Origin of the sequence: Frigoribacterium sp. Leaf172 (genome assembly GCF_001424285.1) — a bacterium.
In the GTDB taxonomy this organism is placed as follows: domain Bacteria; phylum Actinomycetota; class Actinomycetes; order Actinomycetales; family Microbacteriaceae; genus Frigoribacterium.
This window is the reverse complement of the sequence record NZ_LMPB01000001.1, coordinates 666,141-678,881: the sequence shown is the minus strand read 5'-3', so window position 1 is coordinate 678,881 and position 12,741 is coordinate 666,141. Positions and strand designations below refer to the sequence as shown.

At 72.1% G+C, this 12,741-nt stretch carries 10 protein-coding genes and 1 pseudogene; 3 read left to right on the top strand and 8 right to left on the bottom strand.

Annotated elements, in window-relative coordinates:
• Positions 1 to 54: 54 nt before the first annotated feature.
• The 3 genes and pseudogenes from ASF89_RS03340 to ASF89_RS03330 form a co-directional block, all read left to right on the top strand.
• Positions 55 to 507: pseudogene (locus ASF89_RS03340) on the top strand (N-acetyltransferase family protein); the annotation flags it as partial.
• A 103-nt stretch (positions 508 to 610) separates the two neighbouring features.
• On the top strand, positions 611 to 1,012 hold the full coding sequence (locus ASF89_RS16165; RefSeq protein WP_082489739.1) for an MGMT family protein: 402 nt from the start codon (positions 611 to 613) through the stop codon (positions 1,010 to 1,012).
• 81 nt (positions 1,013 to 1,093) lie between these two features.
• Complete coding sequence (locus tag ASF89_RS03330) at positions 1,094 to 1,543, top strand: hypothetical protein (protein WP_055800082.1); 450 nt, start codon at positions 1,094 to 1,096, stop codon at positions 1,541 to 1,543.
• 28 nt (positions 1,544 to 1,571) lie between these two features.
• Here the strand turns inward: ASF89_RS03330 and ASF89_RS03325 are convergent, their stop codons facing one another.
• The 8 genes from ASF89_RS03325 to sucC form a co-directional block, all read right to left on the bottom strand.
• Positions 1,572 to 2,360 carry a GNAT family N-acetyltransferase gene (locus ASF89_RS03325; RefSeq protein ID WP_055813041.1) on the bottom strand — a complete coding sequence of 263 codons (789 nt, stop codon included), beginning with the start codon at positions 2,358 to 2,360 and terminating at the stop codon, positions 1,572 to 1,574.
• A 34-nt stretch (positions 2,361 to 2,394) separates the two neighbouring features.
• Positions 2,395 to 4,320 carry an ABC transporter ATP-binding protein gene (locus tag ASF89_RS03320; protein WP_082475317.1) on the bottom strand — a complete coding sequence of 642 codons (1,926 nt, stop codon included), beginning with the start codon at positions 4,318 to 4,320 and terminating at the stop codon, positions 2,395 to 2,397.
• A complete protein-coding gene (locus ASF89_RS03315) occupies positions 4,317 to 6,152 on the bottom strand; it encodes an ABC transporter ATP-binding protein (RefSeq protein ID WP_055812045.1) in 1,836 nt (611 codons plus the stop codon). The genes ASF89_RS03320 and ASF89_RS03315 overlap by 4 nt, the downstream gene beginning before the upstream one ends.
• A gap of 408 nt (positions 6,153 to 6,560) precedes the next feature.
• The gene (purH, locus tag ASF89_RS03310) at positions 6,561 to 8,183 is read right to left on the bottom strand and encodes a bifunctional phosphoribosylaminoimidazolecarboxamide formyltransferase/IMP cyclohydrolase (protein ID WP_055812042.1); all 1,623 of its coding nucleotides are present in this window, start codon (positions 8,181 to 8,183) and stop codon (positions 6,561 to 6,563) included.
• Positions 8,180 to 8,773, bottom strand: a complete 594-nt coding sequence (purN, locus tag ASF89_RS03305; protein WP_055812039.1) for a phosphoribosylglycinamide formyltransferase — start codon at positions 8,771 to 8,773, stop codon at positions 8,180 to 8,182. Before purN ends, purH begins: the two co-directional genes overlap by 4 nt.
• A gap of 57 nt (positions 8,774 to 8,830) precedes the next feature.
• Positions 8,831 to 10,525: a DUF6350 family protein gene (locus ASF89_RS03300; protein ID WP_055812036.1), complete on the bottom strand. Its 1,695-nt coding sequence runs from the start codon at positions 10,523 to 10,525 to the stop codon at positions 8,831 to 8,833.
• 147 nt (positions 10,526 to 10,672) lie between these two features.
• Positions 10,673 to 11,560, bottom strand: coding sequence for a succinate--CoA ligase subunit alpha (gene sucD / locus ASF89_RS03295; RefSeq protein WP_055800058.1), 888 nt, complete (start codon positions 11,558 to 11,560; stop codon positions 10,673 to 10,675).
• A gap of 15 nt (positions 11,561 to 11,575) precedes the next feature.
• Positions 11,576 to 12,739 carry an ADP-forming succinate--CoA ligase subunit beta gene (gene sucC, locus ASF89_RS03290; RefSeq protein ID WP_055800055.1) on the bottom strand — a complete coding sequence of 388 codons (1,164 nt, stop codon included), beginning with the start codon at positions 12,737 to 12,739 and terminating at the stop codon, positions 11,576 to 11,578.
• Positions 12,740 to 12,741 lie beyond the last annotated feature (2 nt).

Here is a 12,741-nt window from a genome sequence, read left to right as displayed (position 1 = left end):
CAAGCCCCCCGGCGATGCTGGTGCCGTGAGCGCCACCGCCATTAGCCTGAGGGCATGTCGGATCTGCGCCTCGAAGAACTGTCCGCCGCCACCGTGGTCGCGGCCAACAACCTGACGCTCAAGCCGGGCCAAGAGCAGTACGTCGCCCCGGTGTCGCACTCGATCGCCGAGGCGTACGTCAACCCGACGACCGCCTGGCCGCGGGTCGTGGTCGACGCCGAGGGCACCGTCGTCGGCTTCATCATGGGCAACTTCGACGCCTCCGCCGACGACGAGGCGCTGCGCAGCTGCATCTGGCGCATCAACGTCGAGGCCGACGCGCAGGGGCGCGGCGTCGGCCGGTTCGCCGTCCACTCGCTGGCCGAGGAGGCGCGCAGCCGGGGCTTCGATCGACTGACGGTCATGTACGAGCCCGGCGCCGACGGGCCAGCCGACTTCTTCGCCCACATCGGCTTCGAGGTCGTCGGCGAGACGCCGTACGGCGAGCACTTCGCGGCGCTGACCCTGATGCCCGGGACGGGGTCGGGGTCGGGGACGGGGTCCGGGTCGGGGTCGGGGTCCGGGTCCGGGACGGGGTCGGGGTCGGGGTCGGCGGCGGACGGGTCGTCCGATCACGTCGCCTGAGGCTTCGGTCGAGCCGGGCGAGCCGGGCGAGCCGGCCGAACCGGGCGAGCCGGCCGGACCGGGCGAGCCGGCCGAGCCGGCGCGCGACGGGTCCGACTTCGTCTCCCGGGTCGTCGAGGTCGTCGAGTCGATCCCCGCGGGGCGCGTCATGACCTACGGCTCGGTCGCGGCGACCCTCGGTTCGCGCGCGTCGAGGGCCGTCGGCCAGGTGATGGCGTACGCGGGCTCCGAGCTGCCGTGGTGGCGGGTGATCCGCGCCTCGGGGCACGCCCCGCGGGATCACGAGAGCCGGGCGCTCGAGAACTACCGGGCGGAGGGCACACCGCTGCTGTGGTCTCGGGCCGGCACGTTCCGCGTGGATCTCGAGCGCGCCTCCTGGGAGCCCTGACCCGCACGATCACCCTGACGGATGAGACGGTCTCCCCCGCAGGCTGATCCGCCCGGCGTCTCGAGGCGCTTGGCTCGGAGCATGCCCTCCCTCACCCGCCTCGTCGCCGCGGCCGCCCTCGTCGCGACGCTCTCGACCGGTCTCGCCGCCTGCTCGCTCGCCGACCTCGGGTCGCCGCAGAGGAGCTTCGAGTTCGACAGCTACGGCGAGGCCCCGAAGTCGGGCACGCGGTCGTTCGTCCTGGCGGGCTGGGTGCCGTCGGACGCCACCTCGATCCGCGCGGTCGCCCTGCGAGACGACCCCCAGGAGGCGGTGCTCGCCTTCCGCACGGCCGCTCCCCTCGCCGAGGCGGCCGGTTGCGCGCCTGCCGACCCGCTCGAGTCGGCACCGCCCATCGCCCCCGACTGGTGGCCGTCCGACCTGCCGACGGCCGGGGTCGTCTGCGGTGACTGGTCGGCCGTGACGACCGACGACGGCGAGGTGTACGCGTGGCGGGACGCCGCGCCGACGCGGACCGCCGGCGCGGAGTGAGGCTCCGCGGTCAGCGAGGTGAGCGCGGTCAGCGCGTCCAGTCGTAGGGGGTCGTCGTCGAGACCCGGACGAGCCCCGACCGCTCGAGGATGGGCCGCGAATCGTCGGTCGAGTCGCTGTGGACGAGCGTCTTGCCCTGGGCGAGCGCCGAGCGGGCGCGAGCGGCGGTCAGTGCGCGGTAGATGCCTCGGTGCCGGTGCGCCTCGAGGGTGGCGCCGCCCCAGATCCCGACGAAGTCCGTGCCGGGCACCGGCTCGAGACGCCCGCCGCTCACCATCTCGCCGTCGACCTCGGCGACCCAGAGCTCCATGCCGTCGGCCCGTGCGAGCCGTGAGACGAGGGCGTCGGCCTGTCGCGCGTCGACGGACTCGCCGAATGCCTCGTCGACCATCGCGCTCATCGCACGGACGTCGGGCTCGGTCTCGACCCGTCGCAGGGTGACGCCCTCGGGGGTGTCACCCGCCTCCGCCAGGGCGGAGAGCGGGCCGATCATGATCGACTCGGGCTCGCCCGCTTCGAAGCCGTTCGCGACGAGGGCCTCGTGCAGCCCCGGCGCGTGGTCGTGTCCGCGCGTCTTCCACTCGACGCGATCGATCGAGGCGTCGGCCGAGAAGTGCTCGATCGCGCTCGCCACCAGGCCTCGCACGGCGTCGCCGTCGGCGCCGCCGAGGTCCCGGTACGTGACGAAGCCGCGACCGCCGGCGAAGGTCACGAGACGCAGGGGGCCCTCGAGCATGACCGCGACGGCGCTCGGGGTCTCGGCGTCGGTCCGGAGCTGCTCGTCGTAGGCCTGCAGGTACCGCTGTGCGTCAGTCATCGGGGACACGCTAACGGAGTGGAGGCCCGCCGCGTCAGACGAGCGAGTCTCGCCAGGCCGCGTGCAGCTGCGCGAAGCGCCCCGTTCCCGAGATGAGGTCGGCGGGGCTGCCGTCTTCGACGACCCGTCCGTACTCCATCACCAGCACCCGGTCGGCGATCGCGACGGTCGACAGCCGGTGCGCGATGATCAGCGCCGTGCGGTCGGCGAGCAGGGTCTGCAGCGCCTCCTGCACCATGCGCTCCGACGGGATGTCGAGCGACGCGGTGGCCTCGTCGAGGATGAGCACGCTCGGGTCCGCGATGAACGCCCGGGCGAACGACAGCAGCTGCCGCTGACCGGCCGAGACCCGTCCGCCGCGCTTGTTCACGTCAGTGTCGTACCCGTCGGGCAGCGCCATGATGAACTCGTGCGCGCCGACCGCCCGGGCGGCGCGTTCGATGTCGTCGCGGGTGGCATCCGGCTTGCCGAGCGCGATGTTGTCCGCGACGGACCCCGAGAACAGGTAGGCCTCCTGGGTGACCATGACGATCGCGCGTCGGAGGTCCTTCGGGTGCAGATCGCGGAGGTCGACCCCGTCGAGCGTGATGCGGCCGCGCGTCGGGTCGTAGAAGCGCGAGATGAGCTTCGCGAGCGTCGACTTGCCGGCGCCGGTCGAGCCGACCAGGGCGATGGTCTGACCGGCGGGCACCGTCAGATCGAACTCGGGCAGCACGACGGTGTCGGCGTTGTAGGCGAACTCGACGTCGTCGAACTCCACCCGGCCGGTGGCGTGCCAGAGGTCGACCGGATGCGCCGGGTCGGGCACGCTCGGCTGCTCTTCGAGCACGCCCGAGATCTTCTCGAGCGCGGCCGACGCCGACTGGTAGCCGTTGTAGAACATGGCCATCTCCTCGGCGGGGTCGAAGAACCGCTTGGCGTACAGGGCGACCGCGAGCAGCGCCCCGATCGCCAGGGTGCCGTCGATGACCCGGAACCCGCCGAACAGGACGACCGCGGCGAGCGTCGCGTTGCCGATCAGCACGAGCCCGGGGTCGAAGGTGCCGAACAGGGTGAATACCTTCGAGTTGGCCTGGCGGTAGTCCTCGACGTAGCCGCCGTACTCCTTCTCGTTGCGCCCCTCCTTGCGGAACGCCTGAACGGCGCGCATGCCGGTCATGGTCTCGACGAAGTGCACGATCACCCGCGCGCTCGTGACGCGCGTCGCGCGGAAGAGCTTCTGCGAGCGCACCTGGAACCATCGGGTCAGAGCGACCAACGGCACGAGCGCGACGGCCAGCACGAGACCGCTCCGGGGGTCGAGGGCGACGAGCGCGATCGCCGTGAACAGCATGTAGAGCAGCCCCGACACGAGCTGGTTGATGCCCGAGTCGAGCAGTTCGCGGATGGAGTCGAGGTCGCTCGTCTGCCTCGAGATGATCCGACCCGACGTGTACGTCTCGTGGAATTCGAGGCTCAGCCGCTGCGTGTGGAGGAACAGCCGCTTGCGGAGATCGATCAGGATCGCCTGGCTGATCCGCGCCGAGAGCACCGTGTACTGCGCCATGAGCACGGCGCCGATGACCCCGGTCACGAGGTACACCACGACGACGAGGATCGCCGGCGCCCAGTCCTGCCGGTCCATCAGGGCGGGCAGAGCCCGGTCGATGCCGAACGCGATGAGTGCGGGGCCGGCGACCTGGGCGCCGACGCTGATGACGACGATGACGCCCATGAGCGCGAGTCGCCAGCGCAGCGGGTGCACCAGTGAGCCGAGGAGGCGCAGCGAGCGCCCCCGGAGCCGCCTGCTCTCGTCGCGGGTGAAGTCGTCGCGCTCCTCGCCGCGGACGCCCTCGGTGCTCGAGCCGCGCCCGACGCGCTTCTCGGCGGGGGTCCTGCCGTCGAGCGCCTCGCGCCCGGCGTCGTCGCGGTCACGGTCGCGGTCGTCGCGGTCGCGGTCGTCCGTCCTCTGGTCGCTCATGCGAGCACCTCGTCTCGGGTGGTGGTGTCGTCGTCGAGCGACGAGATGACGTAGCGGTAGTGCTCGTTGGCGGCGAGCAGATCGGAGTGCGTGCCGACGGCGGTGACGACCCCGTTCTCGAGCAGGGCGACCCGGTCGGCGAGCGTGACGGTCGACGGGCGGTGCGCCACGATCAGCGACGTCGTCGAGACGAGCACGCGGCGGAGCCCCGCCTCTACCCGGGCCTCGGTGTCGACGTCGAGGGCCGAGAGGGGGTCGTCGAGCACCAGCACGGCCGGCCGGGCCGCGATGGCTCTGGCCAGGGCGAGGCGCTGACGCTGACCGCCCGAGAGGCTGAGCCCCTCTTCGCCCACGCGGGTGTCGACGCCGTGCGGCAGCCTCTCGACGAAGTCGGACTGCGAGATCTCGAGCGCCTCGCGCAGCACGCGGTCGGCCTCCTCGGGGTCGTCGGCGAGGTCGGGGCGACCCAGCAGCACGTTGTCGCGCACGGTGGCGCTGAAGAGCGTGGCGTCCTCGAAGGCCATGCCGACGTGTCGCCGCAGCTCCTCGCGGGTGAGATCGCGCACGTCGACGCCGTCGAGCAGCACCTGCCCGTCGGTGACGTCGTAGAGCCGCGGCACGAGGGCGAGCAGCGTCGTCTTCCCCGAGCCGGTCAGACCGACCAGGGCCATGGTCTCACCGGGTTCGAGCACGAGGTCGACGCCGTCGACGAGGTCGGCGAACTGGGCGGGCGAGTCCTGGTACCTGAAGTGCGCGTTCCGGAACTCGAGTCGCCCGCGGGGCTCGGCGATCGTGCGCGGCTCGGCGGGGTCGGTGACCGTGTTCGTGCTGTCCATCACCTCGAAGAAGCGATCGGCGGCCGTCCGGGTGTCGAAGGTCATCGACAGCAGGAACCCGATCGACTCGACGGGCCACCGGAGCACGGTCGCCGTCGCGAAGAACGCGAAGAGCTGGCCGACGGTGAGCTGCCCGTCGGCGGCGAGCCAGATGCCGCCCAGCAGACAGAGGGCGAACGCCACGTCGGGCACGAGCAGCAGCCACAGCCACAGCTTCGAGACGGCCCGCGCCTTCTCGATCTCGGTGCCGCGCAGATCCTCCGCCTGCTTCTCGAACTCGCGCAGCGAGTGCTTGCCGCGGCCGAAGGCCTTGAGCACGCGGATGCCGTGCACGCTCTCCTCCACGCTCGTCGCGAGGTCGCCGACCTGATCCTGGCTGCGACGAGCGACGAGCGAGTACCGCTTCTCGAAGGCGAGGCTGACCACGAAGACGGGGATCGACGCGACCACGAAGAGCAGCCCGAGCACCCAGCTGTAGAAGAAGAGCACGACGAAGCCGACCACGATGGTCAGCAGGTTGACGACGAGCAGAACCAGCCCGAACGCCAGCCACCGGCGGATGAGACTCAGATCGCTCACCGAGCGACTGAGCAGCTGGCCGCTCTGCCACCGGTCGTGGAACGCCACCGGGAGGTCTTGCAGCTTGGCGTAGAGCGCGTTGCGCATGGACGCCTCGACGTGCGTGCTCGGCGTGAGCACCAGGCGCCGCCGGGCCGCGATCATGAACGCCTCGACGACGCCGAGGCCGAGCACGACCGCGAACGCCGGCCAGACCTGCGAGCGGTCGCCGCTCGACAGGGGCCCGTCGACGAGCAGCTGGAGCACGACGGGGATGAGCAGCGCCACGACCGCGGCGAGCAGGGCCGCGACCATGCCGAGCACGATGCGCGGAACGGCCGGGCGGGCGTAGGGGTAGAGGCGCATGAGCGCACGCAGCGTCGACGGCTTGCGGTCGCCGCCGGGCGATGACGGGGTGGAGGTGGACTGTGCTGGCATGACTGATCCAAGTGTCGTGATCTGGCAGGGGGCCGCGCGGGCGCGGTCGCTCCCCTGGGGAGTGTCTCGTGGTGCCGGCGGCCTGTGGAGGCCGCGTCCGGCGGGCGTCGTCAGGCGCCCGGTCGGCTTCGTCGTGCGCTGCGGTGCGTCAGGCCGCCGCAGCCGGTTCGGAGTCGACGACCGTCAGGGCCGAGGAGGCGCGGGCTGAGAGGACACGGTCGTCGCGTCCGACCGTCGTGGTCGCTGTCGTCGTCATGATGTCCCCCAGGAGGTCGGCGTCGACGGCCGTCTCCGACCGACTGCAAGCAGCCTTACAGGATAGGTGCGCGAACACCCCCACCGCAAGACCGATCAGTTCGGATCGCGGTGGGGGTGTCGAGGTCGGACCCGCCTCGGAGCGGGGCGGGCTCAGTGGAAGAAGTGACGCTCACCCGTGAAGTACATGGTCACGCCGGCGGCCGCTGCGGCCGCGATGACCTCGTCGTCGCGGATCGAGCCGCCGGGCTGCACGACGGCCGCGACGCCGGCGTCGAGCAGCACCTGCAGGCCGTCCGCGAAGGGGAAGAAGGCGTCCGAGGCGGCGACCGATCCGGCCGCACGCTCGCCGGCGCGGTCCACCGCGAGGTGGCACGAGTCGACGCGGTTGACCTGGCCCATGCCGACGCCGACCGACGCGCCTCCCGAGGCGAGGAGGATCGCGTTCGACTTGACGGCCCGCGAGGCCTTCCAGGCGAATTCGAGGTCGGCGCGGGTGGCGGCGTCGGCCTCGTCGCCGGCGACGAGGGTCCAGCCCTGCGACGAGAACCCGGTGAAGACGTCGGCGTCCTGCACGAGCAGACCACCCGAGATCTGCTTGACCTCGCGGCCGTCGCGCGCGTAGTCGGCGGGGAGCGTCAGCAGGCGGATGTTCTTCTTGGCGCTGAGGATCTCGACGGCCTCGGGGTCGAAGCCCGGAGCGATCACCACCTCGGTGAAGATGTCGCGCACCGTCTCGGCCATCGCGCGCGTGACCGGCCGGTTGGCGGCGATGACCCCGCCGAAGGCCGAGACGGGGTCGCACTCGTGGGCGCGACGGTGCGCGTCGGCGATGGGGTCGATCGCGTCGGCGGAGGCGACGGCGATGCCGCAGGGGTTGGCGTGCTTGATGATCGCGACGGCGGGCTCGTCGAAGTCGTAGGCGGCGCGCAGGGCGGCGTCGGCGTCGACGTAGTTGTTGTACGACATCTCCTTGCCGTGCAGCTGCTGAGCCTGGGCGATGCCGTGCGCACCCGGGGTCGCGTAGATCGCGGCGGCCTGGTGCGAGTTCTCGCCGTAGCGGAGGGTGTGCTGCAGCTCGGCCGAGACGGTGACCGCGGGGGCGAAGTCGACCCGCGCCTCCTCGTCCGGCGCTGCCGACCCGGTGCCGACGTTGGCGGCGAAGTACGCCGCGACCGCCGTGTCGTACGACGCGGTGTGGGCGAACGCCTCACCGGCGAGGCGCTGGCGCTGGGCGAGGGTCGTGCCGCCGGTGCCGAGCGCGTCGACGACCTGGGCGTAGTTCGACGGCGACACGACGATCGCCACGTTGGCGTGGTTCTTCGCCGCGGCACGCACCATGGCCGGGCCGCCGATGTCGACGTTCTCGATGACCGTCGGCGCGTCGGCGCCCGAGGCGACCGTCGCGACGAACGGGTAGAGGTTGACGACGACGAGCTCGAAGGCCGCGATGTCGAGTTCGGCGAGCTGCGCCTCGTGCGACTCGAGCCGCAGATCGGCGAGGATCCCCGCGTGCACGGCTGGGTGCAGCGTCTTCACGCGCCCGTCGAGCGACTCGGGGAACCCGGTCACCGCGCTGACGTCGGTGACCTCGTGACCGGCGTCGCGGATGGTCGACGCCGTCGACCCGGTGGAGACGATCTCGACCCCGGCCGCGGCGAGCGCCCCCGCCAGGTCGAGCAGCCCCGTCTTGTCGCTGACGCTGATCAGCGCCCGGCGGACGGGCACGGTGTCGCGGTCGCGGTAGAGGGTGGGGTCGATGGCGTGGCCGCTCATGCGGTGGACTCCTGTTCGAGGTCGATCGTTCCGTTGGCGATGTCGAGCACGGTCTGCACGAGCAGTTCGCGCTCGACGAGCTTGATGCGGTCGTGCAGCGACGACTCGTCGTCGCCGGGCAGCACGGGGATGCGGCGCTGGGCCAGGATCGGGCCGCTGTCGACGCCGTTGTCGACGACGATGACGCTGGCGCCGGTCTGCTCGACGCCGGCGGCGATGGCGTCGCGGACGCCGTGGGCCCCGGGGAACTCCGGCAGATAGGCGGGGTGGGTGTTGATCAGCTGGGGGGCGAGGGCCTCGACCACGCGCGGCGGCACGAGACGCATGAAGCCGCTGAGCACGACCAGATCGGGCTCCCACTGCCGCACCTGCGCCAGCAGCTCGTCACCCCAGGCCCCGCGGTCGGCGAAGCTCGAGAACGGCACCGAGAACGTGGGGACGCCGAAGTGCTCGGCGTGCTCGAACCCGTCGGCGTCGCGGTCGGCTCCGACGGCGACGACCCGCGCGGGGTACTCGGCGTCGTGTGCGGCTTCGAGCAGTGCCCGGAGGTTCGATCCGCCACCGGAGATGAGCACCACGAGCTTCAGCACGCGGCAAGCCTAGCGTGGCGCCTCGGGTCGCTCGCGGTGCCGCCGGGCGCCGTCACGTCAGCGGGTGAGTCCGTCGAGACGGTCCGTCACGTCGGGGTCGTCGTCGGGGTCGTCAGCGGGGTCTTCATCGGGGTCTCGGCCGTCGCCGCGGCCGTCGTCGCCATCTCGGCCGACGGCGGGCGGCGACGATTCTCGACCCGTCGCGCCGCCGCCTGCCGCTGCGCCGCCGGCCGCTGCGCCGCCCTCGCCGTCTCCGATGGAGGCGGTGGCGGCGGCGTCGGCGTCGGCGTCGGCGGGGCCACCGGCCCGTTCGCCGAGGCGCGCGGCGTCACGGTCGTCGTCGCCCTCGTCACCCCGGGTCGCGGTGACGGCTCCGGCCGACGCCCACGCGCCTCCGGCGTCGTCGACCGGCGGGGTGCCGAACTCGCGCGGCAGGCGGCTCGCCGTGGTCGACGCCGAGCGATCCGACCCGGGGCGGGTCGTGCCGTCGGTGGACACCGAGGAGGCGCGGGTCGGCAGCCCCACGCCGCCCACGAACCGCGGCGGGGTGACGATCATGGCGAGGACGGCGGGCACGGCGACCTCGAGCGCGGCGATCGCGCCGACGACCCACGGGTCCGGTCCGACGTCGACGAGACGCCCCGGCCCGGCCGAGCCGGCCGACGCCCACGAGGCCAGGCCGATCGCGACACCGGCCGTGAGGCCGACCGCCACGCCGACGAGCACGCGGCGGAGGACGTCGTCGACGCCTGCCGCGGCCAGAGCCGCCTGCAGCCGTGGTCGCAGGAGGGTCGTGATGACGTACGCGGCGACGACGGGCACGAGCAGCCCGACGAAGGCGAAGGGCAGGTCGGCCGTGGGCAGAGCGCCGAGGAACGGCACGGCCGGCAGCGGACCGACCGACGTGCCCAGGGGCGAGACAGCGGAGCCGGTGCCCAGAGCGAAACCCGGCCCGATCAGCCACGATGCGGCCCAGACGATGACGTTGGGCAGCAGCGCGAGCTGCCCGATCGTGAGGGCGAGGCCGCCGAGCAGACCCCCGTGCGCGCCTTCGTAGAGGGTGATGATCTGCGAGAAGTGCGTCAGCAGCAGCAGCGCCACGATGAGCGCCGCGACGGAGAGCACGACGGCCGCGGTCGCGAGGCCGGCCCGCAGACCGCCTGCCGCGACGACCCGGGCCGCGAGAGGCGCGCGGACGACGAGTCGGGTGACAAAAAGGGCCACGGGGCCGGGGTCCTCACCTCGTCGCCGCCGGGTGATCTCGGCCATGACGAGCACGGGCACGGCGTAGACGAGGGGCGGCAGCACGAGCGCCTGCCAGAGGGAGGGCGCGGCGAGAGCGTGCTGGGCGGTGGCGGCGAGACCGAGCGAGATGAGCGCGAACGTCACGATGGTCACGAGGAGGCCGGTCACCCGGTGCCGGGTCTCGGCGATGGCCCGACCGGCGCGGAGACCGAGCAGCACCGTCAGCGCCGAGAAGCCGAGGGCGGCGATGGTGATGCCGATGGGGGCGTCGGCCCCGGCGACGCCGGTCGCCTCGGCTGCCGGCCCGCTGAGCTGCAGCGTGAGATCGACGCCGTGCCCGACGAGCCAGGTGTCGACGGAGGCGCGCCAGAAGATGACCCAGTCGAGCTGGAGCCCGTATTGGAACGCCCAGAGCAGACTCATGACCGCGACCGGGAGCCCGACGCCGATGCCGACGACGAGCAGGGCTTCGAGGGCCGCGAAGGCGGCGGTGGCAGGGCGGTTCATCGTGGACGACCCTACCCGGCCCCTCGGACGCTCTCGGCGTGCCCCGCCCGTCGCCCGGACGCCGAGACGGGCGTGTCCGCCGATCGCGGGTGATGACGACTCACCCGGTCTCGACGCACACGCCCGTTCAGGAGGCGCGGGTCGGCTCTACAGGGCCGCGTACACCTCGCGCAGCAGGGCCGCGGTCTCGCTCGGCGTCTTGCCGACCTTGACTCCGGCGGCCTCGAGGGCCTCCTTCTTGGCCTGGGCCGTGCCGGCCGAGCCCGAGACGATGGCGCCGGCGTGGCCCATGGTCTTGCCCTCGGGTGCGGTGAAGCCGGCCACGTAGCCGACGACGGGCTTCGTGACGTGCGCCTTGATGTACTCGGCGGCACGCTCTTCGGCGTCGCCGCCGATCTCGCCGATCATGACGATGGCCTTGGTGTCGGGGTCGGCCTCGAACGCCTCGAGGGCGTCGATGTGCGTCGTGCCGATGACCGGGTCGCCGCCGATGCCGATGGCGGTCGAGAAGCCCAGGTCGCGCAGCTCGAACATCATCTGGTAGGTCAGGGTGCCCGACTTCGACACGAGGCCGATGGGGCCCGAGCCCGAGATCGACGCCGGCGTGATGCCGACGAGCGACTCGCCGGGCGTGATGATTCCGGGGCAGTTCGGCCCGATGATGCGCGTGACGCCGCCCTTCGACTTGGCGAGCGCCCAGAACTCGGCGGCGTCCTGCACGGGGATGCCCTCGGTGATGACGACGACGAGGGGGACGGCGGCCTCGATGGCCTCGACCACGGCGTCCTTCGCGAAGGCCGGGGGCACGAAGACGATCGAGACGTCGGCGCCGGTCTCGGCGACGGCCTCGGAGACGGTGCCGAACACGGGCAGTTCGACGTCGCCGTGGGTCACGGTGGTGCCGGCCTTGCGGGCGTTGACGCCGCCGACCACCTGGGTGCCGGCCTTCAGCATGAGCGCCGTGTGCTTGGTGCCCTCGCCGCCGGTGATGCCCTGGACGATGACCTTGCTGTCTTTGTTGAGGAAGATCGACATTGTTCTGTTCAGTCCTTACTTCGAAGCCAGCTCGGCGGCCTTGTCGGCGGCCTCGTCCATGGTCGCCACGACGGTGACGAGGGGGTGCGCCGCCTCCGCGAGGATGCGTCGGCCCTCGTCGACGTTGTTGCCGTCGAGTCGGACGACGAGGGGCTTGGTGGCGGTGTCGCCGAGGATGCCGAGCGCGGCGACGATGCCGTTCGCGACGGCGTCGCAGGCCGTGATGCCGCCGAAGACGTTGACGAAGACGCTCTTGACCTGGGCGTCGCCGAGGATGACGTCGAGTCCGGCGGCCATGACCTCGGCGCTCGCTCCGCCGCCGATGTCGAGGAAGTTCGCGGGCTTGACGCCGCCGTGCGCCTCGCCGGCGTACGCGACGACGTCGAGCGTCGACATGACGAGGCCCGCGCCGTTGCCGATGATCCCGACCTCGCCGTCGAGCTTGACGTAGTTGAGGCCGGCGGCCTTGGCCTTCGCCTCGAGGGGGTCGGCAGCGTCGGCGTCTTCGAGCTCGGCGTGACCGGGGTGACGGAAGTCGGCGTTCTCGTCGATCGAGACCTTGCCGTCGAGGGCGACGATGTCGCCCTGCTCGGTCAGGACGAGCGGGTTGACCTCGACGAGCGTGGCGTCCTCGCCCTCGTACACGGCGTAGAGCTTGACGAGCACGGGGGCGACCTTCTCGATCAGCTCGTCGGGGAACCCGCCGGCCTTCGCGATCTCGGTGGCCTTGGCCAGGTCGATGCCCGAGCGGGGGTCGACCTCGATGCGAGCGAGGGCGTCGGGCTTCTCGACGGCGAGCTGCTCGATCTCCATGCCGCCTTCGACGCTGCAGAGCGAGAGGTACGAGCGGTTGGCTCGGTCGAGCAGCACCGAGAAGTAGAACTCCTGGGCGATCTGCGCGCCGCCGGCGATCATGACGCGCTTGACGACGTGGCCCTTGATGTCGAGCCCGAGGATGTCGCGAGCGGCGGCCTCGGCGTCGTCGGGGGTCTTCGCGACCTTGACGCCGCCGGCCTTGCCACGCCCGCCGACCTTGACCTGAGCCTTGACGACGGTCACGCCACCCAGCTTCTCGGACGCGGCACGCGCCTCCTCGGGGGTGTCGGCCGTGATGCCCGGCAGCACGGGCACGCCGTACTGCTCGAACAGGTCTCTGGCCTGGTACTCGAAAAGATCCACGC

Excerpts from the sequence above, each read along its gene's own strand:
- ASF89_RS03330 (WP_055800082.1), top strand. The coding sequence starts at position 1,094 with ATGCCCTCCCTCACCCGCCTCGTCGCCGCGGCCGCCCTCGTCGCGACG.
- ASF89_RS03325 (WP_055813041.1), bottom strand. The coding sequence starts at position 2,360 with ATGACTGACGCACAGCGGTACCTGCAGGCCTACGACGAGCAGCTCCGG.
- ASF89_RS03320 (WP_082475317.1), bottom strand. The coding sequence starts at position 4,320 with ATGAGCGACCAGAGGACGGACGACCGCGACCGCGACGACCGCGACCGT.
- ASF89_RS03315 (WP_055812045.1), bottom strand. The coding sequence starts at position 6,152 with ATGCCAGCACAGTCCACCTCCACCCCGTCATCGCCCGGCGGCGACCGC.
- purH (WP_055812042.1), bottom strand. The coding sequence starts at position 8,183 with ATGAGCGGCCACGCCATCGACCCCACCCTCTACCGCGACCGCGACACC.
- ASF89_RS03300 (WP_055812036.1), bottom strand. The coding sequence starts at position 10,525 with ATGAACCGCCCTGCCACCGCCGCCTTCGCGGCCCTCGAAGCCCTGCTC.
- sucD (WP_055800058.1), bottom strand. The coding sequence starts at position 11,560 with ATGTCGATCTTCCTCAACAAAGACAGCAAGGTCATCGTCCAGGGCATC.